23 protein-coding genes are annotated in these 26818 nt (G+C 44.1%); 7 read left to right on the forward strand and 16 right to left on the reverse strand.

Translation table 11 applies throughout. The annotated features are described in order from the left end of the window. Positions 1 to 6: 6 nt before the first annotated feature. Genes ACKLNH_RS17155 through ACKLNH_RS17175 form a run of 5 tightly spaced genes read right to left on the reverse strand, consistent with a single transcriptional unit; the run spans position 7 to position 5406 of the window. The gene (locus tag ACKLNH_RS17155; RefSeq protein WP_413113483.1) at positions 7 to 2163 is read right to left on the reverse strand and encodes a glycoside hydrolase family 2 protein; all 2157 of its coding nucleotides are present in this window, start codon (positions 2161 to 2163) and stop codon (positions 7 to 9) included. Between the two features lie 19 nt (positions 2164 to 2182). Next, complete coding sequence (locus ACKLNH_RS17160) at positions 2183 to 2635, reverse strand: ATP-binding protein (protein WP_413113484.1); 453 nt, start codon at positions 2633 to 2635, stop codon at positions 2183 to 2185. Positions 2636 to 2645: 10 nt separating this feature from the next. Then, positions 2646 to 3845, reverse strand: coding sequence for a nucleotidyltransferase family protein (locus ACKLNH_RS17165; protein WP_413113485.1), 1200 nt, complete (start codon positions 3843 to 3845; stop codon positions 2646 to 2648). Positions 3846 to 3862: 17 nt separating this feature from the next. Beyond that, the gene (locus tag ACKLNH_RS17170) at positions 3863 to 4195 is read right to left on the reverse strand and encodes an STAS domain-containing protein (protein WP_413113486.1); all 333 of its coding nucleotides are present in this window, start codon (positions 4193 to 4195) and stop codon (positions 3863 to 3865) included. After that, entirely contained in the window at positions 4147 to 5406 is a 1260-nt protein-coding gene (locus ACKLNH_RS17175) for a SpoIIE family protein phosphatase (protein ID WP_413113487.1), read from the reverse strand. Before ACKLNH_RS17175 ends, ACKLNH_RS17170 begins: the two co-directional genes overlap by 49 nt. Positions 5407 to 5631: 225 nt before the next feature. Between ACKLNH_RS17175 and ACKLNH_RS17180 the strand changes: the two genes are divergently transcribed. Together ACKLNH_RS17180 and ACKLNH_RS17185 are read left to right on the forward strand one after the other, a co-directional pair. After that, positions 5632 to 6624, forward strand: a complete 993-nt coding sequence (locus ACKLNH_RS17180) for a hypothetical protein (RefSeq protein ID WP_413113488.1) — start codon at positions 5632 to 5634, stop codon at positions 6622 to 6624. Positions 6625 to 6801: 177 nt separating this feature from the next. Further along, positions 6802 to 11448: a beta strand repeat-containing protein gene (locus tag ACKLNH_RS17185; protein ID WP_413113489.1), complete on the forward strand. Its 4647-nt coding sequence runs from the start codon at positions 6802 to 6804 to the stop codon at positions 11446 to 11448. A 92-nt stretch (positions 11449 to 11540) separates the two neighbouring features. Here the strand turns inward: ACKLNH_RS17185 and ACKLNH_RS17190 are convergent, their stop codons facing one another. The 3 genes from ACKLNH_RS17190 to ACKLNH_RS17200 form a co-directional block, all read right to left on the reverse strand. After that, positions 11541 to 12371, reverse strand: a complete 831-nt coding sequence (locus ACKLNH_RS17190; protein WP_413113490.1) for a hypothetical protein — start codon at positions 12369 to 12371, stop codon at positions 11541 to 11543. Between the two features lie 276 nt (positions 12372 to 12647). Further along, on the reverse strand, positions 12648 to 13946 hold the full coding sequence (locus tag ACKLNH_RS17195; RefSeq protein ID WP_413113491.1) for an HlyD family type I secretion periplasmic adaptor subunit: 1299 nt from the start codon (positions 13944 to 13946) through the stop codon (positions 12648 to 12650). 2 nt (positions 13947 to 13948) lie between these two features. Then, the gene (locus ACKLNH_RS17200) at positions 13949 to 15673 is read right to left on the reverse strand and encodes a type I secretion system permease/ATPase (protein ID WP_413113492.1); all 1725 of its coding nucleotides are present in this window, start codon (positions 15671 to 15673) and stop codon (positions 13949 to 13951) included. Between the two features lie 270 nt (positions 15674 to 15943). Between ACKLNH_RS17200 and ACKLNH_RS17205 the strand changes: the two genes are divergently transcribed. Continuing rightward, a complete protein-coding gene (locus ACKLNH_RS17205) occupies positions 15944 to 17386 on the forward strand; it encodes a DUF3131 domain-containing protein (protein WP_413113493.1) in 1443 nt (480 codons plus the stop codon). A 150-nt stretch (positions 17387 to 17536) separates the two neighbouring features. Then, positions 17537 to 18286, forward strand: a complete 750-nt coding sequence (locus ACKLNH_RS17210) for a family 16 glycosylhydrolase (protein ID WP_413113494.1) — start codon at positions 17537 to 17539, stop codon at positions 18284 to 18286. 50 nt (positions 18287 to 18336) lie between these two features. On the opposite strand, the gene ACKLNH_RS17215 is transcribed toward ACKLNH_RS17210, so the two are convergent. Beyond that, complete coding sequence (locus tag ACKLNH_RS17215; protein WP_413113495.1) at positions 18337 to 18672, reverse strand: DUF496 family protein; 336 nt, start codon at positions 18670 to 18672, stop codon at positions 18337 to 18339. 423 nt (positions 18673 to 19095) lie between these two features. On the opposite strand from ACKLNH_RS17215, the gene cspE reads away from it, so the two are divergent. The 3 genes from cspE to ACKLNH_RS17230 all read left to right on the forward strand — a co-directional run bounded on the left by cspE (position 19096) and on the right by ACKLNH_RS17230 (position 22815). Beyond that, a complete protein-coding gene (cspE, locus tag ACKLNH_RS17220) occupies positions 19096 to 19305 on the forward strand; it encodes a transcription antiterminator/RNA stability regulator CspE (protein WP_413113496.1) in 210 nt (69 codons plus the stop codon). 244 nt (positions 19306 to 19549) lie between these two features. Further along, the gene (locus ACKLNH_RS17225; RefSeq protein ID WP_413113497.1) at positions 19550 to 21502 is read left to right on the forward strand and encodes a DUF1800 domain-containing protein; all 1953 of its coding nucleotides are present in this window, start codon (positions 19550 to 19552) and stop codon (positions 21500 to 21502) included. 5 nt (positions 21503 to 21507) lie between these two features. After that, the gene (locus ACKLNH_RS17230; protein ID WP_413113498.1) at positions 21508 to 22815 is read left to right on the forward strand and encodes a DUF1501 domain-containing protein; all 1308 of its coding nucleotides are present in this window, start codon (positions 21508 to 21510) and stop codon (positions 22813 to 22815) included. Between the two features lie 92 nt (positions 22816 to 22907). Here the strand turns inward: ACKLNH_RS17230 and ACKLNH_RS17235 are convergent, their stop codons facing one another. The 7 genes from ACKLNH_RS17235 to ACKLNH_RS17265 form a co-directional block, all read right to left on the reverse strand. Next, positions 22908 to 23393: a GNAT family N-acetyltransferase gene (locus ACKLNH_RS17235; RefSeq protein WP_413113499.1), complete on the reverse strand. Its 486-nt coding sequence runs from the start codon at positions 23391 to 23393 to the stop codon at positions 22908 to 22910. A gap of 109 nt (positions 23394 to 23502) precedes the next feature. Further along, complete coding sequence (locus ACKLNH_RS17240; RefSeq protein WP_413113500.1) at positions 23503 to 23970, reverse strand: GNAT family N-acetyltransferase; 468 nt, start codon at positions 23968 to 23970, stop codon at positions 23503 to 23505. A gap of 26 nt (positions 23971 to 23996) precedes the next feature. Further along, positions 23997 to 24461: a GNAT family N-acetyltransferase gene (locus ACKLNH_RS17245; RefSeq protein ID WP_413113516.1), complete on the reverse strand. Its 465-nt coding sequence runs from the start codon at positions 24459 to 24461 to the stop codon at positions 23997 to 23999. 73 nt (positions 24462 to 24534) lie between these two features. Then, complete coding sequence (locus ACKLNH_RS17250; RefSeq protein WP_413113501.1) at positions 24535 to 25068, reverse strand: GNAT family N-acetyltransferase; 534 nt, start codon at positions 25066 to 25068, stop codon at positions 24535 to 24537. A gap of 136 nt (positions 25069 to 25204) precedes the next feature. Beyond that, positions 25205 to 25837, reverse strand: a complete 633-nt coding sequence (gene catB, locus ACKLNH_RS17255; RefSeq protein WP_413113502.1) for a type B chloramphenicol O-acetyltransferase — start codon at positions 25835 to 25837, stop codon at positions 25205 to 25207. 150 nt (positions 25838 to 25987) lie between these two features. Beyond that, positions 25988 to 26161: a hypothetical protein gene (locus tag ACKLNH_RS17260; RefSeq protein ID WP_413113503.1), complete on the reverse strand. Its 174-nt coding sequence runs from the start codon at positions 26159 to 26161 to the stop codon at positions 25988 to 25990. 58 nt (positions 26162 to 26219) lie between these two features. Then, positions 26220 to 26693 carry a hypothetical protein gene (locus tag ACKLNH_RS17265; protein ID WP_413113504.1) on the reverse strand — a complete coding sequence of 158 codons (474 nt, stop codon included), beginning with the start codon at positions 26691 to 26693 and terminating at the stop codon, positions 26220 to 26222. Positions 26694 to 26818: the final 125 nt, after the last annotated feature.

Below are 26818 nucleotides of genomic sequence, written 5' to 3' on the forward strand. Positions count from 1 at the left end.
ACTCCCCTAAAAATCTTGTGGCTGATAACGATTTTCACTAATTACAACACCCTCTTGATTGGTTATCACCACAGAGAAAAAGAGTGGTGTACTATCCAATTCGAGTTCATTCGCGACGTTTACTTTCTGGTTCTTTGCAATACTGACATCGGCCCACTGCCACGACGTTTCGCTATATGGGGTCAATATTGTGACGACACTCTCGTTATAATTTCGAAGCCCATCATTAACAATATCAACCGACAGTAACGGTCCTTTCTCATCATCGTAAGTAATGCTTAATATGGGTAACAGTGGCTGAAAAGCCTGTTGTAATGCAAAATACCCCGGTTTAGGTTGCCTGTTTACATCCAGTACCGACCAAGATATTGATGGCCAACTGTCAACAAACATAAATTGATAAATAGCGGCAAGACCATTAAACCTATTTAACCTTAGTCGCTCAGTTGCATACTTGGTCACTACCCTTTGATATTCTTGCGAATTTATCCAAAAATGTGATTTATCTTCACCTAATGATACCCCGGCAATATTAATCGTTTCATGTGGCTGGTAGTTATGGTAAATCAAACGTGACACTGTCTCGTCATCCCATGGCCATGTTGAATCTTCTTTCCCTAAGATCTGACTGAACAATTGCCAATTAGGAAATGCTTGGGCACCGAACTCACTCACTATGGCAGGGTAGCTAAAATCAGCATAATCTTTATAACTGCCTGAATACCAACCTAACCAAGGATGTTCATTGGTATACGAAGCGGCTCTAACAATGCGACCATCGTTAGCCTGACCCAATGTTTCGGCTACCGCTTTTGTCAGCGCGATGTTCTGCGTTGCTTGATAAGTGGAATACTTGTACTGCATCCATGTAGCATCCCACGGTGGTTCATTCTGGCCGCACCAAAAAGCGATAGACGGATGGTTGGATAACTGGAGGGTCATTGCTTGTGCTTGCCGTTGCGCTTCGAGAATAAACGCCTCATTGTCAACATATCCCCATTGCAACGGGAAGTCTTGCCAAACAATAAAACCTAGCTCATCAGCGGCGTTATAAAACGCATTACCCGCAACATGGGCATGAACCCGCACGCTGTTTACGTTAGCCTTTTGCATCAACGTCAGATCATGGTGGTAATCTTCTTTGCTCATACTGCCTAACCATTGACTGGCAATATAGTTAGTACCGCGGATGAAATAGGGCTGTTCATTAAGATAAAACGTCGCGTTCTCGTCGTTAAAATCGACCGTTCTAAATCCAAACTGGTTTTGATAACGATCCGACAGCACACCATCAATTAGTACTTCAATATCCACATCATAAAGGACTGGTTCACCCCAATCCCAAGGCCACCACAGACGCCGTTTTAGTTGTGGTAATGTGATATCTACCCGCCCGCCTCCTTTCGGCAATTCAACCTCTTTACGATAAAATTCCGTCTCATCATAAAAAATAGAACCATGCAGTTTAGGGGTAATTTTAAGTTCAATTGATGCGGTTTGCCTATGTTGACTATCTAGCTCTATTTCAGCACGAGCGCGTGTTAACTCAGAGTCGACATCATCTACATTCGAACGAATATTCACCTTGCTAACTGCAACAGGCCCTGTTTCTCTAATGCGTACGCTGCCCCAAATACCTCCAGAATTTCGATCTTGGCCATCAAGCGACCACGCACCGCCAGGGCGAGTATCGTGGTGATTTAGCACACCCTTGATGAGTGTTTTATGTAATGACCAATCCTCACTTGCAACTTCATCTGGACTATTAACCCAAATATCAATATTGTTTATACCTACCTTTATAAAAGGCGTTATTTCACTCTTTGATTGAATAAAATAACCAGCTTGCTCTCCAACACGCTTGCCATTAATAATAGAAAGCGATTCATAATCAACCGCATCCAACTCTAACCAGTAGCGACTGCCTTCTGTTAACTTGTTTAGTGTAAACTGCCGGCTATAGTAAGCTTCTCCAGAATGGTCTATCCCAGACGTTACCCAGTTATGTGGCACATTGACTAAATGTTGGTCATGTTGAGCCGTTTTCACGTTTACAATTTCGAGTTGCCACTGGCCATCAAGCGAATAATCGATTACTTGCCAAGATTTAGCTAACAGCGTAGCAGCATGAAAAAGCGAGAATAACAATATAATCGTTCTCATCTTTACCTCGAAATATCGTTCAATTAATATTTCTTTTCAGGAATTTAAAGGTGTTCTTTTCCTTCCCTTGCGTATATTTAAGGTCATCAGTCAATTGTGCGACAATAATAAATCCCCGCCCTGACGTCGTCCATGTCGAGGGGTCTTCCGGATCGGGCTCAATAAAATCGGCACTCACTGCTCGTTCAAACTCAATTTCTGTCATTGACTCGCCGTAATCTGATACCTCAAATACCAGTTCATTCGACCCGTTTATAAAACACGAACACTCTATCGGCATATTGTCATGGTACTTATATGCATGTTCATAAGCGTTATTGACAATTTCTACCAAACATAATTCAAGCTCAGAGATAACCTGTTCAGATACTGCATGCTCTTGCAAATATTGTTGGACATCTTCAGCAATGATGCGCGACACATCAGCAGAGCTTTGATATTTTTTACTAAACCTCTCTGTTACCGTTTGCATGGTAATTTCCTCACTCACGCACTAAGTCGTTCACTTGTTGAGTTTCAACTTCGGTTTCAAGTGGTGATACGTATGAGGCAATATTACTTACACCATTAACAAGCGGTTGATTTTGTCTGCGATCTTTCAAAATATGTACAGCTCCGAGCTCTTCTAACGACTGTGTATATCCATCATGACTGATAAAGTAATCACCAAACACGGTTTTATTGTCGACATACGCTTCTGGTGTAACATGAATATACTCACCAATAATGCTACGCTTAATAACCGCACCCGACTCTATCTTACAATTCGCGCCAATAAGTGCAGGCCCTTCAATCACAGCACCAGCTTGAATCTCCACCCCACTACTCACGATAACGGGCGCAATAATCTTGCTATTCTCAAAGTCTATCGAGGTATTTATTCCTACCCAAACGCCCGGTTTTACTTGTGTGCCCGGAATAGGATAACCCGGAACTTTACCGTACATTATGTCACTCGTCACTTCCCATATATCACTAATATTGCCCACATCTAGCCACTGAAAATCCATCTTTGTCGCATGAAAGGCAATGCCCATATCGACTAAGTGGGGGAAGAGTTCACTGCCGATATCATATTCTTGATCTTTAGGAATAAATTCAAAAATAGCCGGTTCAAAAATATATATTCCAGTATTAATTTCAGTAGACAGCGCTTCTTCAATTGAAGGTTTCTCTTGGAAATTTAATACCTTACCGTAGTCATCTGAAACGACCACACCGTATTTACTGACCTCCTCTATACTGACATTTTTTGTGACTATCGTTGCGATGCCGCCATTTTCTTTATGTCGTCTAACCGCTTCGGAAATATTTAAGTCAATCCATGCATCACCACAAACAACAACAAAGGTATCATCAAAAAATCCAGAGAAGTCTTGGATTTTACGCATGCCACCAGCAGAGCCAAGTGCTTTGCTGACAAATTGACCGTCGACAACCTCGCCTTCATATGAAAACGAAAGTTGCACATTAAAATGATGTCCATCACCAAAGTAGTTTTCAATAACATCAGCAAGGTGACTCGTATTGACGACTATCTTATCAACACCATGCGAACCAAATAGTTCTATCATTGATTCCATAACAGGTTTACCCAGTATTGGAATCATTGGCTTTGGAATAACATGTGTAATGGGTCTTACGCGCGTCCCTTTACCAGCAGCTAGGATCATTCCTTTCATATCTCACCCCCAACAAGTTATGCGATAGCCGCCACCGCATCCTCTATCGTGTCAAAGCTCTCTATTAGCTTATCCATTCGAGTTAACTTAAGTAGCTCTTTAACAGGACGCTGAGGATTCACTAAGCTAATTTTTTTTCCTCGTAGCAACTTATAGACAGCCATCACTGCACCAAGGCCACTGCTATCCATAAATCGAACATCAGATAAATCCATCACAAAATGTGCACTAATCGATTCCGCCATGTTCTCTACTTCTTGACGAAATTCTGGAGCCAATTTAGCGTCAAAACGATCTTCTCTTATTTGAAGAATTGTGCATTGACCTTGGTTGATAATCTCGTATTGCATGGTTTTTCTCCTTCAGGGTAACCTGTCCATTCAACTACTAATACACTGACATCATCGTCAAAGTGTTTACTTTCTTGCCAATTACGAACTCTATTTACCAATAGCTCTGTTTGTACTTCTGTCGGTTGTGCTTTTAGGTCAACCACCGCTTGCTTAAACCCCTCTTCAGAAAATTGCTCTTTATCCTTTTCAGCTTCCGTAATGCCATCGGAGTACATCCATATTTTGTCACCTGGCTCAAGCTGAATATATGCCGTTTCATACTCAACAAAATCAAAAGCACCGACAACAAAGCTATCTTGACCAATAAATTCAGCATCACCTTTCTGACTATGTAACCAAACCAAAGGCGGATGCCCACCCACTGAAAACGCCAATTTACCGGTACGGATATTTAGCACGGCATATACCATCGTGAAATACAGCAAGTTTTGATCATTACCTAGGTAAAGATCATTGAGTTGTTTCAGTACTTCATGAGGTTCATTGATTCGATAGTAAGGTGGCGTATCTGTTAAGGATTTTACAATCGCGCCTTTGCCTGACTCTTTACTAATACTTTGTTGAACTGAAAAAGACATTAATGCAGAAGCCACACCATGACCTGCCACATCGAGCAGGTAATACCCAATGTGATCTTCATCGAGCTGCATGTAGCCCAACATATCTCCGCCAATTTGCGCACTGGGTATCGAGACATAACTCAACTCAACGCCGGTTAATTTTTTCTGCTTGGGCAACAGGCGTCGCACCATCTCACCTGCTGATTCCAGATCTTTTTGAATCACAGCATAGGCGCTATCGAGTTCTCTTTTTTTATTCAAAATTTCATTGTGTAGCCCTAGCGTTCTAAAGCCCGCTTCTACTCTAGCTTGCAGTTCATCAACATGGGTATCCTTATTAATGAAGTCGTCTGCACCGACATTAATACCTTCAACAATCGATTGCTTATCATTCTTTCCAGATAACAAAACAAAAAATACATACCGATCAAATTCACCGGACTTAATGTGACTACACAGCTCAATGCCATCCATGATTGGCATCATCCAATCACTGAGTACCATCTGAATGTCCGAGTCACTCGCTAAAACGTTTAATGCATCTTTTCCATGCTCGGCTGTCGATACATCGTAGCCGCGTTTGGTCAGTACCATTTTCATTAAAAACCTGACTGACTTGTCATCTTCTACGAGGAGTATTTTTTTCATTTTTCCTACCCAAGACACCACTCAGCACCAAACAAATGCCTCAAAACACAAAATCTGTCACACATTGAAGAGTGAATCTCAAATATTCAACATGTTACCTATACAATCAGTCTAGTAATCATTACTAACTATGCCAACTATCTGGATCTATTTTTTAAATTTATGATAACAACCCATCAATTAACTATAAAAACAATAAGTCGTAACAATCTCACGTCTGCTTTAATGTGTGCAAAATACGTGCTTATCATTGCTTGTTGGCCTAACTTTACCGTGGCCAGTGAGTACTTAAGTGAATCTCGAAAACACGCGCCCGAACCTGTCTCTCCCGCCTTTACCGCAGGTACAACTACACCATTAGACGGCATAGACAAGAAAGAAGAAGAAAGTGAACTGATCTGGAAAGGGGTGAAAAGCTCTTTCGCAATACCGTTTGAAGAGTGGGAAAAAAACGCCGACAAGGGATTATTGCATGGCTTAAGTGGTAACTTAGGTTTAGGCTATCCACTGCTAGATACGGTCGCTGCCAATATCCCACCGACAGCAAAATCAGGGCCGACCAATACCAACATTACATCAACCCTATCACTAAAATATACGCTGCTCGGCAATTGGTTTATTTCTGGAACACTATATTACTACCACGATAAAAACCAACAGCAACCTTGGAACCCTGATTTCACCTATGTCTTTGGCTACAGCGACTGGCGTCCCTACACATTCAGCTTAATGTATGCCAACTATGGCGGGAATAGGTTCAAGTCTACTGACGATCAAAAAGTCACCTATTTTGACCAAGGCACATGGTCTTTTGGGTGGAAGTTCCCCATTGTTGATCCCGTTTCAAGTTGGCTCACCTTTACCGATGAAGGAGCTATTGGGTGCCAAATCGATTTCAACTACACACCCGAATTTTTTGATTTAGCGAGTACCAGTTATATGAAAGGGCATCAAACCATCAGCCTTGGATGCAAGTACGCCCTCTTTGGTAACTGGTATGTGAATGGAACCGCTTTTTATTACCTCGACAGCAAACAGAAACAACCTTGGAATCCCGACTATACCTATGGTTTTGGCTATTTTGACTGGCGCCCAGGTACCATTACCGTCCAATACAACAACTACTCGGGTAATCGATGGCGCAGCGCTGATCGTGCAGATGGAACCGGCCGCTTTAAAGACGGCGCCATTACCATCGCTTACTCTTTCAGTTTCTAGCACTAATTTCAGCAATACCTCCCCCTGAACAGTGCCGATAAATCTTACCTAAACGCCCTGATATTTAGCTATTCTTAAGTGTGATGCTCGGCAGCCTGCCTTTGGCATCTTTATAGCAGTTCCGTAAAGAGAGCCCATACCCTAATCGTTAATGCTTCATATATGCGAGGTGCCAAAATGGAAAGTACTAAGAATGACGATAAAATCATTGGAACAGACAGCGACGACAACATTGATGCGCTAGCCGGAAATGATGAAGTCTTGGCGAAAGAAGGCGATGATTTTGTTGTCGGTGGTGAAGGGAGTGACACAATATCAGGCGCGCAAGGCAATGACACCATTTTCGGTGATCTCGAATATGGCAATGACACGGAAGAGCCTAGTGCTCCCGCTGAGACAGATACATGGGGCAATGCGCAGACCGTTTACCAATATGAAGCAACGGCCGAAGAAAAAGAGAACCCAACACACAGTGCTCGACTAGGAAATTACCTCGTTGACGACAATGGTTCCATTAATATTAAGTTCACTACACAACAAAATCATGGCGACATTACTTTAATCCTTATGGATGAAAATGGTAATGAAGTTGACAGAGTCAGTGCACAAACCGATGAAAATGGCCAAATCCTTGTTGACTATACCTATAGCAATCAGCAATTCAATGGCGATGCCGCGGTAACATTTTCACTCATCGACAGCAATGGGCAACCGATAAATGACATCGAATCGGCGAGCATCATTGCGAATAACATCTATGATGACATCATCAGTGGTGGTGAAGGAGATGATGTCATCTTTGGTCAGCAAGGCAGTGACACCATTGACGGTGGAGCGGGAAATGACTTCCTTGATGGCGATATCAATGATGACTATCTCAGTGGTGGATTAGGCGACGATACGTTAATTGGTGGTAATGGTAACGATACCCTGCTCGGTGGTGATGGTGTCGATACGCTGCTTGGCAGTGATGGCGACGATACACTTTATGGCGGAGCTGGTAACGATACCCTGCTCGGCGAGTTAGGCAACGACACCATATATGGCGGTGAAGGTGCCGACGTCATTATTGGTGATGACGGTGATGATCAGCTTTATGGCGCTGAAGGTGATGATATAGCCATTGGCGGTGATGGTAATGATGTCGTCCGAGGTGGTGATGGCAATGATGAAATTCACGGTGATGCCGGTGATGATCACTTAACCGGCGACGCCGGCAACGACTTCATCATGGGTGGTAGCGGAGACGACAACATTTCTGGTGGTGCCGACGATGATCTTCTATTAGGTGGCGATGACAACGACACTCTTTCTGGCGGCGATGGTAACGATGTGGTCCTTGGTGAGCTGGGCGATGATGTTGTCTCCGGTGGCGATGGACACGACGAACTCCATGGCGGTGAAGGGAATGATGTCCTCAGTGGTGACAGTGGCGACGATGTCCTATTCGCAGGATCGGGCAATGACCGACTGGATGGTGGTGCAGGCAACGATACATTGCATGCAAATGAAGGCGATGATGTCATCTCAGCGGGTGATGGGGATGACTTTATCTTCGCAGGGGATGGTAATGATACGATCGATGCTGGGAGCGGCAACGATACTATCTATGGTGAAACCGGAAATAATACCATTACGGCGGGCACCGGTGACGATACCGTCTACGCTGCCGACGGTGATGATAGCATTAATACTGCCGATGGCTTAGACACCGTTTACGCAGGTGCTGGCGATAATAGGATATCGACCGGTAACGATAACGACACAGTTTATGCCGAAGGCGGTCATGACGACATCAACACTGGCTCTGGCGACGACATTATCTATGCCGGAGATGGTAACAATACCCTCTCCGCTGGCGACGGCGACGATAAAATATTTGCAGGTGGCGGAGATGACACGGTTTATACCGGAGATGGTAACGATGAAGCTTATACCGGCGCTGGTGCTGACGAGATAAATGCTGGCGCAGGCGATGACAAAATCTTCGCTGGCGAAGGTGACGATATCATCAAAGGCATCAGCGGAAATAACCAACTTTATGGTGAGGGCGGCAATGACACAATTGATGCAGGTAGCAACGCCTCTACCCTCTTTGGTGGACATGGCGACGATCACCTCACTGGGTCTAAAGAAGACGACCATCTACTGGGCGGCAATGATAACGACACACTCATCGGTGGCCTTGGCAACGATACACTCGAAGGTGAATCCGGTGAAGATACACTGCTCGGCGGAAGCGGTGACGATGTCCTGCTGGGTGGTGGCAGCAACGACAACCTTGATGGTGGCGCTGGTAACGATGTCCTTGTTGGCGGCAGTGGCGATGACACCCTTTATGGTAAAGACGGCGATGATATCCTCGTCGGGGATGCGGGTAATGATCGACTCGATGGCGGACTAGGACGCTCCGAGCTTTATGGCGGTGATGGCAACGATACCCTTATCAGTCAAGGTGAAGATGACATCCTCAGTGGCGGTGATGGTGATGACACAATATCGGCCGGTGATGGGGATAATCTTGTTTTTGCAGGCTCTGGCGATGATACCGTCCTAACTGGCGATGGTAATGACACCATCTTTGCTGACTCAGGACAAAACACCCTATCGAGTGGACTTGGTGACGACACCATCTATGGTGGTATCGACAACGACGACATTAAATCCGGAGCTGGGCAAGATGAAATATACAGTGGTGATGGCCACGATCTTATTGATGCTGGTGAGGGCAACGATCACATAGATGCTGGCAGCGGTAACGATACAATCCATGCTGGTGATGGCGATGATGCCGTGTTTGGTGGTGGTGGTAACGATACACTTATTGGCGGCCAAGGTGCAGATTACCTCGCAGGTGGTGCCGGTAATGACACCATCGAGGATGATGGTAGTGATATTGTTCTTGGCGAAGCGGGTGATGATACATTGATTGCAGCAGAAACAGGTAGCCACCAAATCTATGGCGGTGAAGGCAATGACATGCTCATCGGTAGTGATGCCAGCGATACCCTCTATGGCGGTGCTGATAACGATACAATAAATAGTGCTGGCGGCGACGATACTCTCTTTGCCGGCGATGGAAACGACACCATAAACAGTGGCGATGGCGATGATATCGTCTACGGAGAAGCCGGTAATAACACCATCAACCTTGGTGAAGGCGAAAACCGCTTATTTGGAGGGACTGGAAAAGATAACGTTATATCCGGAAGTGGCCAAGACACCCTTTCTGGCGCCGACGGCGACGACACCATCAATGCTGGTGCTGGCGACGATTATCTCGAAGGCGGTGCAGGTAACGACCGCCTTCAAGGCGCATTAGGCGATGACATACTGGAAGGTGGTGTTGGCAACGATACCCTAGAAGGCGGTGATGGAAACGACAAACTGTTTGCTGGTGAAGGCAGTGATACATTACTCGGTGGTGATGGCGATGATGAGTTACACGGTCACAGTGGTACCAACACCCTTGATGGCGGAGCAGGCCAAGACACCATTTATGGCGGCGTAGATCAAGATACTGTCGATGGAGGTTCAGGTAACGACCGTATCGAGACCTTTACTGGTGATGACCATATTTTTGGTAACCTCGGCGATGACACCATCAATGCAGGTAGCGGTAACAACATTATCGATGGCGGTGATGGCGACGACATTATTGTCGCGGGAGATGGTAATAATACCGTTAACGAGACTGGTAGCGGTAGTGACGAAATAACTCTAGGAAACGGAAACAATACGGTTTCGTCCGGCGATGGCGCCGATACCATCACGACAGGTAGCGGAAACGATCTGATTGATGGTGGTGATGACGCCGATACGATAAAAGCTGGCAGTGGTGACGACACGATCTACGGCGGGAGTGGTAACGATCGCTTGTATGGCCAAGATGGCGCCGATCTGATTGAAGGTGGCGACGGTAACGATTCTATCTACGGTGGTTCCGGTGACGACCTTATTTCAGGCCAGAGTGGTGCTGACTTCATCAAAGGTGATGGCGGTAATGATACCTTATTCGGGGGAGCAGATAACGATACCCTACGAGGAGGAGGCAACGACGATACGCTATTTGGTGAGACAGGCAATGATAAGCTGTTTGGTGATGCTGGTGCCGACGCATTATACGGCGCAGAAGGTAACGATACGCTAGATGGCGGTAGTGGCGACGACAACCTCAGCGGTGGTATCGGTAACGACACCCTACTCGGTGGCAACAATAACGATATGTTAGACGGAGGTGATGGCGACGACAGTCTCAGTGGGGGCAATCAAGACGACATATTGTTTGGTCAATCGGGTAATGATGTCCTCGACGGCGGTAGTGGCCTAGATCAACTGTATGGTGGTAGCGGCAATGATGTGCTGATATTTGATAACGAAGAGATTGAAAACTCTGACGGTGTTACAGCCTATTTTAGTGGTGGTAGTGGTGTTGATATCCTTTCCGTTGATGCGGAGCCCTCTGGTCAGGTGATCGACATGACACAAACTGCCTTCCAAGAACTCGAAGGCGTCGTGGTCGAGGCGAATGACACACAGATAAAAGTAGGCTTAGACAAAGTACTATACAATAGCAGCGCTGAAGAGAGCAGCAGTCAATTTGTTGTTACAGGTGCGGATAAACTCGATCTAGATGGCCAAGGTTGGGAAATGGCTGAAGCTACGCCAGCTATGGCAGATGACCTACAAGCGACCTACGAAGCGAGCAATATTGATACTAACTCCTTATATGGCTACACCTTTACCAATACTGAAGGCAAGGAAGTGACCATCTGGAGTGACAGCGATATAGAGGATATCTCATTTAACGGTTCTGAGTTGTAATCATACCGCGTATATTTAAATCAACGAAAGCCACTCAACATTGAGTGGCTTCCTTTTATACCAATAACACTATTTCAAATACGATAACCTACTTAGTTTCTTAGACAAAGCTTGCGATTCTGGGCGGTAATAGCACTATCATTAGAGATTACAAAGAAATAGAAATCTGATTCCATTTCATACTTCTGAATGAAAGTCAGCATATGGCTCAGCACACTTTTCGCTTCATTGTATCGATAGAGGTAATCTTTATCGCATTCATTAATCACATCTAAATCTACCCGAAGCCGATCAAACTTTGTCATTAACTGATTAACTCTTTTCTCGTTGTTTGCTTGCCTTGCTGATTCTGCATACAGCGTTTCGAACTCTTCTTTACGCTGCTCCCACTCATCAACCGCAGATATTTTCTTCGACACCTCTTCTTCTTGTGCTTTCAACTTACTTCTTTGCATATCCAGCTGATTTTGCTGCTGCGCTAACTGCAACCGCTGCGTTTCTGTCTGTTTTTTCAAATTTCGCTGATAGTTCGCTTTCAATGACACAATGCGCTGATCCTGCTTTTTAAGCTTAGCCTGAGCAGAGGCTAACGCCTGTTGTACCTGTTCTAGCGCATCCCTCTCATCAGCCAAGTGTTCATTTTTTCGTGCAATGATTAACGCTGCATCACTCACAGCCAATTCAAGATCAGCGATTTTTATCTCTTGCTGCATTATGAGGGCTTGTTGCTCTTCTGCCGCTTGTTGCGAGATTAAGGAGTGGGTCAATAATCTATCATTGTAGTTACTGTTAGCCACGGCAAGCCAAATTATCACGCCCAGTAAGACAAAAAATACCCCCACCGTGCACCCAACAGTCATCTTCACTTTACCTAATGGGAGTGTTAGAAAGCTCTTAGATTTGGTGATTCTTTTTCTTTCCATTTTAAACCCCTACTAGACTTGAGATTCTCGGACTTTAACATGGCACTTCGGGCACAAATACGACGTATTCTCTATTTGTTGATGGCAATATGGACATAACATGTGCCGCCTATCTTTACTGTAATACATCAAGATAACGCCAATAGGACCCAATACGTAACCCAATAAAACGCCAGCAATAAAATTGCCTTTTCGATAACCAAGCCAGGCTGAACAAACAAAAAAACAGAAATAAAAACCTAACCAAAACCCTATTGATATCGACACACCATCCTCCTATGACTCTCTGAATGAGCGGTAATATGAATTAAACAATGGGGCTGTAAAGTAATCCCAAAACGTTCTCTCCTCTAACAAAATAAACACCTCCGCTGGCATTCCTGGGTAGAGGGCTACATTAGGCAGGAGGGATAATTCAGCTTGATCCAATTTCACCCGAACCAAATATCCAGAAGGCGCATCCTTTCCGTCATTTTGCAATCGGTCAGCAGCGACATACACCACTTCCCCCGTTACTGGAGGAATACGGCGAACACTGTACGCACTCAACCTAACTTGTGCTGGCAACCCTTCAAACACGACATCAATATCTTCTGGTTTCACCAAGGCTTCAACAATGAGATCATCACTATCAGGAACGATTTCCATAATCACATCGCCAGCATTAACCACTCCCCCAATGCTATGCACATTTAATCCAACAACCGTGCCAGTATGCTCACTGCGTATGGTTACCCTCGCTCGAACATCCGATGCGGCAGTCAAAGCTTGTTTAACATCCCGTAACTCAAGCTCGATCTCTGCTAACGCATTAGACAGCCCTTGTTGCGCTTCAATTTTATCCGCTTCGTTTTGCTGTTCCAGTGCGGCCAATTGACGCAATAACACCTCGGCTTCTGCGGTTAGCTCAGCAGTTTGCGCATCAACTGACGCTTGGTGACGCTGTAACTCCAACATCTTGGTTTTCGAAACAAACCCTTTCTTCAGTAGGCCGGCGGTCATATCAATCTCTTGATTTACCAGTGAGAGCTGGCGTTGAACCGCTTTGAGTTGAAAGCCAATCCCGCGAGAGCGTTCTTCTAACAGCATTTTTTGTTGTTGATATTGGTTTTGCATTAACTCTCTACGCAATACTGCCTGTTGGAACTGCAATTTTTGTGCACTTCGAATATTGATCTGATCTTGCATATCAATAACCAGTTCACTATCGTCTTGCCATGTAATGTCAGCCCCTTCATCCAACTCGGTTTTAATACGATCATGCTCCGCTTGTAAACTGGCAGCTTTTAACGTTAAGCGACGAAAATCTGCCTCTGCTGTGCTATTCGATAACTCCACCAAAAGGTCGCCTTGTTCGACATGCTGACCTTCCTTAACAAAGATTGATTTAACCCACCCGCCTTTTAAGTGCTGTATTTTTTTACGTTGTGTTTCAACAACCAATTGCCCCGAGGATATTGCAGCAGAGCTCAATGGCTGGGTCATCGACCACAATAAAAATCCGCCAACGGTTAACGCTATAAATAGCGTCCCAAATAGAATTAATGAGCGAGTGTTAAAATTCTCAGGTGTCATCGTTATATCCCTTCATGCTTTTTGACGCTGGGAATAGGTGGGGGCGTTGAACGTGACGGCTCTGTATTCACCTCTTCGAGTAGCCCGATAAACTTGTCACTGGTTCCCGCTTTGTCAACTTTGCCTTCTTTTAAAACAATGACCCAGTCCATTTGTCTCAAGAACCCTGGACGATGACTGATCATGACCACGGTAATTTTATTTTCTCGGCAGTATTGCAATACGATGGAGAGTGCCACCTCCCCTTCAGGATCTAAGTTTGAATTCGGCTCATCAAGAACGAGCATGCTCGGATTAGAAAAAATAGCCCTTGCCAAACCAATACGTTGCTTCTGTCCGCCAGAAATCTGAATGCCTCCCTCGCCGATATAAGTGTCATAGCCTTGAGGAAGCGAGACGATCAGTTCATGAATACAAGCTAAACGTGCCGCATGTACAATATCTTCATCCTCCGCCTCGGAAAAACGGCAGATATTTTGCGCAACAGTTCCAGATAACAGTCCCACCTCTTGTGGCAGGTAGCCAATATGTTGGCCGAATTGCAGCTCAGGCCAGAGATCGATCCCTGCGCCATCAATTTTAATCGACCCCGTAGTTGGTTTATGAATACCCATGATTAATTGAGCGAGTGTCGACTTTCCAGACCCACTATTGCCAAGGATGGCTAAAGCATTGCCTGCTCCCAGTTTGAAACTAATACCTTGTAAAACTGGGTGGGCTTGCCCTAGAAACTTTAAACCGACATTTTTTAACAGCAGCTCTCCTGCTGGAATTGGCAGGGCGGTTTTAACAACCAACGCATTATTCTCTTCCATTGCACTTATTCTGCGATAAGCAAGATACGCACTGTACCAACCCTTCCACCCACTTACTGCTTGCTCAAAAGGCGATAAGACCCGCGCCATAATGATGGAGCTCGCAATAATTGTGCCTGCACCGATCTGATTATCTAACACAAGCACTACGCCAAGCGTAATCACCAATACTTGTAGTAGAGCTCTAATATAACGGCTAATGGCTAATAGTTGACCTGTTTTATTGTTGGTTTTCCATTGCAGTTTTAATAACGTTAAATTCTTCTTTCTCCATTGAGCCCCTATACTCTCTGCCATTCCCATCGCGCGCAATGTTGGTGCATTTCTCAAGTAATTGTTTAGCTCCATACCCACCAGCATTCCCTGCTGTTGTGCCTCGTCATTGGCCCGCCTTGCTGTATACATCATCACTACAGCCAAGACTGAAAATATCGCACTCCCCGCCAAAGCCAGCATTCCTATCGACGGATGTAATACAAATAAAATCCCCAGGAAGATAGGAACCCAAGGAATGTCGAAAATCGCGGATGTAGAAGGTGTGACCAAAAAGTTTCTTAGTTCTGTCAGGTCTTGTAATCCACGCTTTTCAACCCGATTACGCATTGAGGACTGACGAATGCTCTCGGCTAACATGTGCGAACTCAGTGCAACATCAAGCTTTAGGCCTGCTTTTTGTAGTAACAGTGTTCGGATATGTTCAATAACAGACTGAGCGGTTAATAAACCAACGGCTAGCACAAAAAGAGACACTAACGTATCGATACTGCCACTGCCTAACACCCTATCAAACAATTGCAGGGAGTATAAAGGCAGTGTCAGTACTAAAAAGTTAATCGCAATACTAAAAAGAACAACGAATACCATGTCACGCCGGCAGTTCTGTAAAGCGGATAATACAATATGTTTGAGCACAGCCCCTCCAATACGAATATTTGCCTATTAAGTATAGAAGAGGTGGTCGTTTTTTCAGGCAATGGAGGGGGATTAAGTCAGTTTTCTGCGCTTTACATAAAAAGCATGATTAAAACCACGCTTTAGAAAACTGGATTGTTTGTATTATGCATACATTTGGTTTATACCTTTAATATCATGCGCTTATTACTTGGTCTTTAATTCGAAAAAATGCTTATTATCAACAACAAAATAAAATTAGCGTTTTTCTTTTTTTTCTGCAGCTTCAAGTTGCTGGCTAATGCCGACCTCATTACAGAGCCAAATGCGCAAGACCCATTACAACAAGATGAAGCCCCCAAACAAGATGAAGCTCCCAGTTTTTATGGCGAAAGGAGCATTGTTCCTAGTCATGATAGTGCTCCGCCGGTTATTGAGTTTCAACGTAGGGCCATAGCACCTCCAATTGTTGAAATTAAACCGTTATCCGTAGAAAATGAAGTTATTGTTGGCGAAGATCTCTTAGAGAAAACACAAAACCAACGTAAACACAGTACTAACCACCAGCATAAAAACCTAATACTATCTCCTGTAGATCTCACGCGTGAAGAGATGCTGCTCGCCAAAAAAGCTAAACACTACTTTGATGTAAATTGGAATCAACAAACCGGACTCTTTGATTCAGTTCAAGGCTATCACTACAGCACCATGTGGGATGTTGCTAGTGGTATTGCAGCCCTTCTTTCATTAGAAGGTTTAAACTTAATATCAAACGAAGAAGCAAATAAGCAACTCAATGTTACGTTGAACACATTATCTAACATTACGTTATATGACGATCGCCTACCTAACCGAGAATACAACACGCGTACAGGAGAGCCATCTGGACGCTACAGCAACACGAAAACAAATGGTAATGGCTGGTCGGCACTGGATATTGGCCGATTAATTATCTGGCTTGAAATACTCGCCAAGCATAAGCCTTTTTTTAAACCTGACATTTCGGCTATCTATCAATACTGGCAACTCGACGAGGCTATTTTTGAACACGATTTGCATGGTGAGCTAAAAACCAACACTAAACAAATCTATCGCCAAGAAGGGCGTCTCGGTTATCTTCAATACGCTGCTCAGGGATACCAACTGCTCGGCTATGATGTGAGTACAGCGTTTGACCCACAGTTTACATTGCCCATTAGCATTGAAGGGCATTCACTATTGATTGATAATCGGAACCTGCCCTACTTTACAACCGATCCTTATGTGCTTAATGCCATAGAGATCGGCGAGAGAAATCAGTGGTGGGACCAACTTGATGTGCTCTATGCTCTGCAAAAAGAGAAATCAAACGAAGAGCAACAACTATGGGTTTTCGCTGAAGACGCCATGAATGTCGCGCCCTGGTTCTCTTATAACAATATCTACTACTATGGCAAGCCGTGGCTTAGCATTGCGCCTGGCGGAAAGCCTATCTCTAATCCGGCAATTTTCAGTAATAAAATCGCTTTAGGCATGGCCGTATTATATCCAGATGATCCCTTCTCTAATCAGTTACTAGAAACGGTTATCAACAATTGTCTCCCCTATAGGGCGATCCCAACTGGCACATATGCAAATGGTGCACCCAATACAACGTTCAATATCAATACGAATTCCCTAGTCTTGCAGTCACTGTGGTACAAATATAGAAATTACACACCATTAACCGTTGTTAATTCAGTCACGTACGAGTAGCGCTCTGCCTTACAACACATCCCTAACAATCAGGCACAGCAAATCCAATGTTTCCTCCTACACTTTAATATGAAACTTGACTAACAAAGCACCACAATGCGCACTCAACCAATCCTACTGCTACTAGGATTTCTCATTCAAGGGGCAGGTATGACAGAGTCGGTAAATGACGCCTTAACCACATTAGATGAGCAACGATTTTGGAAGTCCGATGGGTGGGCCAATGGCTTTCCGTTTGATAATCGTTGGGCTGGAGAAGCCATTTCCTTTTCAGAGCAGGGGATGACAATCACCCTCTCAAGCGATTCGATCAACTATAACAGCGTACTAGAATATCAATCTGGTGAATTGAGGAGTCATCATTTTTATGGATATGGATGCTACGAAATAGAGCTTCGTCCAATCTTAGCGGATGGCGTTGTGACCGCATTTTTTTTATTCGCAGGCCCGCATGACGCACCTGACGATGGCAATGGCAAGCACAATGAAATTGATATAGAGTTTCTCGGTTATGATACCAAGGTTATGCAAATTAACTATTGGACAAATGATGATCGCTACGTCAACGAACATGCAGAACTCATCCCATTACCTTTCGATGCATCTCTCGACTTTCATCGCTACGCCATTAACTGGCAAAAGGATCACATCAGTTGGATGGTTGACGGCGATGTGGTTAAAACAGTCGCTAATCGTAGTGGTGACCCTACCCCTTCGGCCAGTGACAGCAAATTAAAAGTCATGCTTAATCTGTGGATAACGGATCAACGCGTGTCTGCATGGGCAGGTAAGTTCGATAAATCCTCGACCAGAGAGCATCAAGCCGCCTTTAGAAATTTCCGTTACACCCCCTCACTGTACTGTTTGAGCGAAGATGTCCTGCCTAAAACGCAAAAATAAAGCCACGCTAATGGTGGCTATTTATTCGTGAGTTATTCGTATATTAACAACTACTTCGCTTCTAAGTTGTCTTGGATTTTCTTCATCTCAACCAAATCGTTACGCTTAAACTCTTTGATTGCTTTACTAATTTCGCGACGTTCTTTAGACAACTCGGCACTGATAATGATATGGTCGTCAACACGATCTTCATAATCGCCTTTCATGTTTTCGATAATCACCTGTACTTCTTCAACAGTCATTGTCGGCTTAATGTACTCTAACAGGTTCTCCAACAGCTCTACACGCTTACGGTTATCTCTGATTTTTCTATCGTTATCTAAAATCTCGCGCTTTAACTTATTCTTACGGCGTGTCTTGCGAACGAAGTCTAAAATGGTGTTCATATTTTATTCCTTGGGTAAACCCTTATCGATTAACAACAGTGTTTATATCAAAAACTTACCACTAGCGGAAATCATTTTGCTTTAACTGACAAAATTAACGTTTATTTAACCTTACTATTTATGAAAAAAATGCTTATTTTTATAGCCTTACCTGCAGAACATCACAGTTTGACCCTCTGTTTATAGTAAGAGTGTTGCTTTAATGTTCAACTCCACCTAATATGGTCTTGTAGCTCGATGCTGAGCTCGAATGAAGCAATATGTAAAATTTCTACAAATCTAGTAACACTGCTTAGCATGTAACCTGAAGAAACTTTTCTATATTGTCCACTCAGCAACGCATTAGGAGACAGCACTGCTTGGCATACAAATACAAAATTATGCCAAACAGTAGTTAGTATAGGAATGTAATCAGGAGACATCATGTCTAAAGCAACAGGTACCGTTAAGTGGTTTAACGAAGAAAAAGGTTTTGGTTTTATCACTCAGGATAATGGCGGTGCAGACGTATTCGTACATTTCCGTGCGATTACGGGTGACGGTTTCAAAACATTGGCTGAAGGCCAAAAAGTTTCTTTTGAGACTGAACAAGGCCAGAAAGGTCTTCAAGCAGCTAACGTTGTAAAGATCTAAGCTGATTTCACTTTAGTGAAAAATGTTTGATAAAAGGAGCTTATATAGCTCCTTTTTGTCATTCTGTGATCCTGCCCCTTCCATCGCGACGCGTGTTTTTATAACGATCTCTCCACAATATGACACTGAGCCAGTGTGACACATGTGACTCTTTGCACAGATATTCACAGCATCGATTAAACAACCCTGCCTCCCTCAAAATGCCTGCTAATACTAATATTGACAACCAATAAAGGAGTCAATCATGCAACTTTTAAAAATAAGCCTATGGTTATGGATAGCCGTTCCCATCGCCCTATCAGCACCAAGCTACGCAATACTGGAAATTCCCTCAGATACTCAACCGCCAAGAGGCATTGTTGGCGAAATATACCGCTGGACAATTCCAGTCACCTACGATGGTGAAGGAACCCTGACATGGTCAACTGAAAACTTACCCGATTTCATTCGGGTTAACCGCAATGGTATCTTCTGGGCAAAGCCTTCAGTCGATCGTATGCCACCGCTTGGCTCTGAAGGCTATTACCCGGACGTCACCTTCACCGTGACAGATGGCATAGAGAGCAGTTCGTTAGGTCCCTTTACTTGGATAGTCGAGCCCAGAGGGAATGGTTCTGGCGATCTCATCTACCCACGAATAGATGTACAAACCTCGCCTCAAATCATTCGTGATGTTAACCTCTCCACCGAGCAGGCTGCTGCATCTTTGTTATTTCAAGCGACATTTGGTCCCACGCCTTCAGAACCTGCTCAACTGGTAGAGCAAGGGTTTGAGTATTGGTTTACCGAACAAGTCAACACCGATCCAAGCTATCACCTTCCTCGTTATGAAGACTACCTCGCCTACGGCGAAGATGATTCAGCCACAACCCGTTATCGGGTCTGGTGGGATCGAAGTATCAATGCACCGGATCAACTCCGACAACGCATGGCTTTTGCCCTCAGTCAGATCCTTGTGGTATCAGAGAAGGATGCTACCCTTAGTCAGCACCCTAAGCTGTTGGTTGACTACTACGATCTTCTCATCAAATATGCATTGGGAAACTACCGCGACTTGCTCCTCGATATATCACGTCATCCAGCAATGGGCTACTACTTAACATCAATAGGCAGCCAACAACAAAACCCGTTCGAAGGCATTCGCCCCAATGAGAACTACCCAAGGGAATTGATGCAGTTGTTCACTATCGGACTTGATGAGCTTAAACCTGATGGTTCGCCATTTTTGAATGCTTCAGGTGCTCCAGTCGCCACCTACACTGAAGCCGATATCGGTGAATTTTCACGGGTGCTAACTGGCTGGCACCTAGCAAACAATACTGACTGGGACGACCTAAGTAACGGTGAACTGTATGCACCTTTGCAGCCCAATGAGCATCGCCATGATAGTGGCAGTAAGCAAGTCATGGGGATCACTTTCACAAGTGGTAAGTCTGCAGAGCAAGACCTAAATCTCGCTATCGACATCTTATTTAATCACCCCAACACACCAGCTTTTGTCAGCCGGATCCTTATTCAGCGCTTGGTAAAATCGAACCCGTCACCTAATTACATCACACGAGTGGCCAATATTTTTCGAAATAATGGTGAGGGCGTTCGAGGTGACTTGGCCATGGTCGCAAAAGCCATATTAAGTGATGAAGAAGCCAGAAATGGTGAAGCGTTTAAAGTGAAAGAACCACTGATTGTCATGACCAATCTGGCCCGAGCTATGTCGATGCGAGGTAACATCGATGGAATTTACCAAGATATCAACACGGCCGATGCTTATGGTCAAATTCCTCTCGGCTCCCCATCTGTCTTCAATTATTACCGGCCTGAAGACGTACCAGACGGGAATCTGAAAGATAGCAACCTATTTGCACCTGAATTTACTGTTCTTAATGCTGCATCTTTCAAGGGATTGAGTAACACTCTGCATTCCGTGATTAGTCAGAATAAGAACTATGATGCTCCGGAAATTAATGAGAAAAATAAGGTCGATATCTCTGGTTGCTATGACATCAGCCACGTTTCCAATTTCGAAGAACAAATGGCCTACCTCGAGCAAACTTTCTACCACCAGCCTATCAGTAATACCATGCTTGCTACCTACCGCCAGTACACCGATTCAATTGGTCCAAGCAATGGGCGTATTCGATGCAAAGGAATGATCTGGCAGACCGTTACCTCACCTGAATACCTGATACAGGAGTAAAGATAATGAAAAGACGTGAATTTCTTAAAAAGTCTCTCGCAACCGCAGGTATGCTTTCGTTATCAACTGGTGTTGGCATGCGTAACTTAGCCATGGCCGCTGGCGGTGACTATAAAGCGTTAGTGTGTATATTTCTAGCAGGTGGAAACGATTCACACAATATGCTAATCCCAACCCTCTCCGCGCGTTATGATGAGTACAGTGCTGCTAAAGGGGCACTGGCAATCGACAAAAGCCAACTCGTGAATTTAGCCTTAAACGGGGATCTAGCCTTTGGTGCCCACCCAGCGCTTAGCCCCCTGGCTGATTTATTCGCACAAGGTAAAATGACCGCCATCATCAATACAGGTAACTTAATCTCTGCCGGCGATAGAGCCGCATTCGAAAACAAAACCGTTCCGTCAATTTCGCGCCTTGGCTCTCATGCAGATATGCAATCAGCCAAACGCAACGGCTTTATTGGAGGAGAGATCAACACGGGATGGGCAGGACGCTTGCTAGATACTTTGGCAAGCCCCATTTATGATTTCAGCCCCAGCTACAGTACCGGTGAGGAAACTAACTTTTTGCTATCGAACAGCTACCAACAAGTATTGTTGTCAGAAAGTGCCAATATCAACGCGTTTGGTTTGGCTGAAGGCCTTGAGCAGGCCTTCAGGAATGATATGGTTGTTGAACGTACGAATCTGTTTAGGCAACAAATAAATCTCATTAAACAACAGATGCTGTCATCGGGCGCTCAGCTAGACCCACTGTTAGAAGCAGAACTGACCACGGCATTTCCTAGTTCATCACTGGCCAATAACTTATCTTTGGTCGCCAAAGTGCTTAAAGGTAATGCGGCGCTAAATCAACAGAGGCAAGTATTCTATGTCGTTCAAGGCGGGTATGACACCCATAACAACCAACTGATAGCTCACCAGCGTTTATACCAAGAACTCGCAGAGGCCTTAGCTGCGTTCCAAAGCGAGCTAGATGCGTCTGGGCTCGGCAGTAATGTCACCACCTTTACGATGTCTGATTTTGGGCGGTCGCAACTGACCAATGGAACAGGAACTGCCCACGGTTGGGCTGGGCATGAACTGGTTATGGGGGACGCCGTGATCGGCGGTCAATATTACGGTGATATGCCCGACTTAATCCATGATGGCAACTGGTCTATCAACAACAATGGCCGCATGATCCCAACCACCTCCGCCGATCAAGTCGCCGCGACACTAGCAAGCTGGTTTGGCGCACCAACAGATTCACTTGAAAGCCTCTTCCCTAACCTAGCAAACTTCAACCAAAAAACATTGGGATTTTTAAGTTAAACCGTCGATATTGCCGCTCTGTTCTGAGCGGCGATAAACCGAAGCGCACATACGATTTCCCTGTTCGCTTTTCACCGTTTCGTCCTTCTTCGCTATGTTTGGGTTACGAAGGTCATATACAACTCACCTTCATTACCGCCTGATTCCCGCTTATCTATTTGAAAGCCTGCCTTTTCATAAGCATTAATTGCACTAATATTCTCGGTATATACCACAAGCATTAGTTTACTCACTTCAAGGCGAGACACTGCATAATCTTTAGCCAATGAGACTAAGTTAACACCGATATTATTCCCTCGATAACTTGAGTCTACGTACATTTGAACTATTTCTGCAGCTTCAGTTGATACTGCTTTTAGGCCACACAAGCCGATCAATTCACGGCCAAAGAATGCACCCAGCATGATATTTTCCTGACTATTTTCTTCGATCATTGTTTCAAAGTACAGTTTGGGTAATATTGCTTGCTCTTGATAATCAGAACCAAAACATTCAGGGTGTAATAACAAGCTAGTCAATCGCACTTGTCGATAGAGCGAGCTATCTTTTGGCACTAATGCCCGGTATTGAATTTTCATTTTACTCTTAATGAACATAGCGAATATCATCGGCGCACCCTCATAGAAACCTGCCACACTTAAAGGGTCACCGTGACAACATTGGGGTGACGATGTCACACTTTATCTATTAGGAACTTTTTTTCATGTGTAGCAAAACAACCATTTCACCATCGTGCGAAATTCGAGGCTCTGCGCTATAGGGTTCGAAACCAAGCTTAGTATAAAGCAGCAAAGCTCGCGTGTTATAATTGAATACTGACAAATGTGGTACAGCCTGATAAACCTCGGAGCACTGCAAACTCAGGTGCTCAATAAGGGCTCGTCCAACCCCTTTGCCTTTGTATGCGTCAGACACGACGACATTACCGATAAAAGCGCTTTCCGAAGGCTTGATGTTATATAAATTCCCAAAGGCAACAACTTGCTTATCGACGAGGCACACTGTTAAATTAGACCTCACTTTAGAAATTTTACAGATTTGCTCATAATCCCACGGATAAGAGCCTGAAGGGCAAACTGAATACAACTCCTCAGGAGAAGACACCAGTTTAGCGATTGCTTCAAAATGAGTCGCACTAGCACTCGTAAATTCCATTTTACCTTCCAAAAACATGGCGCTTGTTAAGTTTTTACGCCTATATTTCGAGCGATCATCATCACTTCATCAGCGGAATACAAGTCAGAAATCGTTATTTCGACTTCAGCACCTAGGGTGCTTTTGTATAATTCTTGCGCGTAGTTATCAGCTCTTGTGGTAACCAACACGTGCTTCAACGTTGAATGCTTAAGAGCAAGTTGATTTTTTACCTGAGGCAATGACTCAATAATGAGTTTTCGCCCAATCCCCTTTCCTTGAAAATTCGGCATAACGGCCAATTGTTCTAACTCTAAAACAGCTTCGGGGCGAAAACCACTTTTTTGAACCCAAATAATGTACCCGACTATTTCGTTGTCTATTTCAGCAACATAGATCAAGTAACGTGGGAAAGCATTCAAATTGCACGCAAGCCATTCATTCGAGTAATTTTGTCTTACAAAAGCAGACTTATGAACTAGAGCAGCACCTAGTAAATCCTTTTCAGTCATTAAACGAATAAGCAAACTAACCTCCTTTCTTCGATAACAAACCTAACGAATGGCATTGGCTCCCCCTTTGACCTCAACCACGCTTTGGTAAGCCATAAATAGCGTGGCTAATAATACGACCATTCAGGTTTTCACGGTTAGAAATGATACCTTCTAATTTCATCCCCAAACGCTCACAAACCTTGCGGCTTGGCAAGTTATTCTCGCCCGCTGCTATCTGAATTTTCTCAAGTTGTAAATCAGAGAAAGCAATCTCGATTAACTTAGAAACGGCACGAGTAACAATGCCATTACCTTGGTAAGACTCACTCAGCCAGTAACCAATTTCAGCCATTTTTAAGTTATGATTAATCGTATTGAAACTGACGTTGCCAACCAACTCACCTTGGTAAATCATAGCGCAAACCATCCCTTTACCTTCAGCATAATCAATTAACGATTTACGCACAAAACGTAAAAAGAAATCTTCAGACTTTGCGTGAAGTGGCCAAGCAAGCCATTGAGATAAATACTTTTCTTCCTTTGATACAAGTTCAAAGTACTTCCTAGCAAAAGATGGCTCAATAAGTGCCAATTTCAATTCACTATCAACTTCCACTGTAAACATAAAACACCTCATTGCCAATATAACACCCAATTAACTTATGCCTTAACGCAATACGATGGTTCAGCATTTAGCCGCAATCACAAAAGCTGATCAGGCGTAAACAGCCACGCGTTACAAAGTCAGGATAATGGGCTTGCTATAAGCGTACTAACGTTTTCCAATAATTATAAAGTCCTGCGATATTTGAAGAGCATATTAAGCCCATAGCACCCTTAATTTGTTCATCACTCCAATCCCACCATTTCATCTCTAACAGCTGAGAGATTTCAGTTTCAGTGAACCTATAACGTATATGCTTTGCTGGGTTCGAACCGACGATTGAATATGGTGCAACATCCTTAGTAACGACTGCGCGGCTTGCGATAATGGCCCCATCTCCGACAGAGACGCCACTCATAATCATGGCTTCAGTGCCAATCCACACATCATTACCAATAACCGTATCACCCGAACGCTCAAAACCATCTTTAGCATCTGCAAAGTTTTCATTATCTTGGTAGAAAAAAGGAAACGTGCTGACCCAAGTATTTTGATGCCCTTGATTACCAGCCATCATAAACACTGCCCCAGAGCCTATTGAACAGTAACTACCAATGATTAGCTTATCAATATCGGTCCTATCAGCGAGCAAATAACGCGCACAATCATCAAAACTATGATTATGATAATAGCCAGAATAGTAACTGTGCTCACCCACTATAATATTTGGATTTGTCACTTGTTCTTTTAGAGACTTACCCACAAAGGGGCTTTCAAAATAATTGTTCAACTTGATTCCTATTGGGTGCCGATACATACGAATGACATGGAGTCCCCTCGAAGAAACCTGCCACTGGCGAACGAAGGGGGTTCCATCACTAGTATATCTCTCGTGCTAAGTTATTAGCAACAATAGCGAATATTTGGCAACCAAGGGAATCTATGTAGATTGGCTATGCGAGTTTTCACGTCGCATGGTTACGATCGAGTAGCCTAAACTGCGATACTTCGCGCAACGTTCTTGAAGAAACTCTGGATATTCAGCTACTGCAACTTCACTAAAACCAATACGCTTATAAGCTTGTTCAGGCATTGGGATTAGCGCTGGCTTCACAGCGTTCAATCCTTATTTGTACGTATTTAAAGGAAATGCCATACGTTGCCAATCTGCCTTAATTGCTTATATGGCTTTGGCATAAATGCGTGCTTAACTTTTGCTTATCAAGTGGAGGCATGTTGTCTACTTGATGCCACCCCCATATTGTACATAGTAAGGCTATAACCGGCGCCAGAATAAGGACCCCTGACTTGAAGTATGCAGTAGCACCTCGTTTGACAATTGTCGGTTTATACACTTTCATTGATTTTGGAGGGAAACGACCCTCCTTTAATCCTGAAACACCAATCGGTAGCATAAAAATCACTACAATAAAGAGCGAAAATGGCAAACAAATAAACATTAAATGCCACACATAATCAGCGCCATTCAACCCAAAAAAGTCATAGCAGTGAGGCCGTTCTCCAAAATCTGCCACCAAAGGTAAAAACCAAAGCTTGTGGCACGTTATTACAGCCAACCCCAAAAGAGTGAATACTGTAAGTCGAATAATTTTCTCTTTTTTTGTGTACTCTTGAGCGTATTCCATACAAAACTTCCCTCCACCAGGCTAAAGTCGAATATAAATTGCGCCACGGTAATTCGCCAAGCGCGCGGGCTTCATACCACAAATACTGAGTTAAACGCGTCAGCTTGATACTTTTGTTCGCTTTT

This window comes from Thaumasiovibrio clandestinus (genome assembly GCF_047250365.1).
Classification (GTDB): Bacteria; Pseudomonadota; Gammaproteobacteria; order Enterobacterales; family Vibrionaceae; genus Thaumasiovibrio.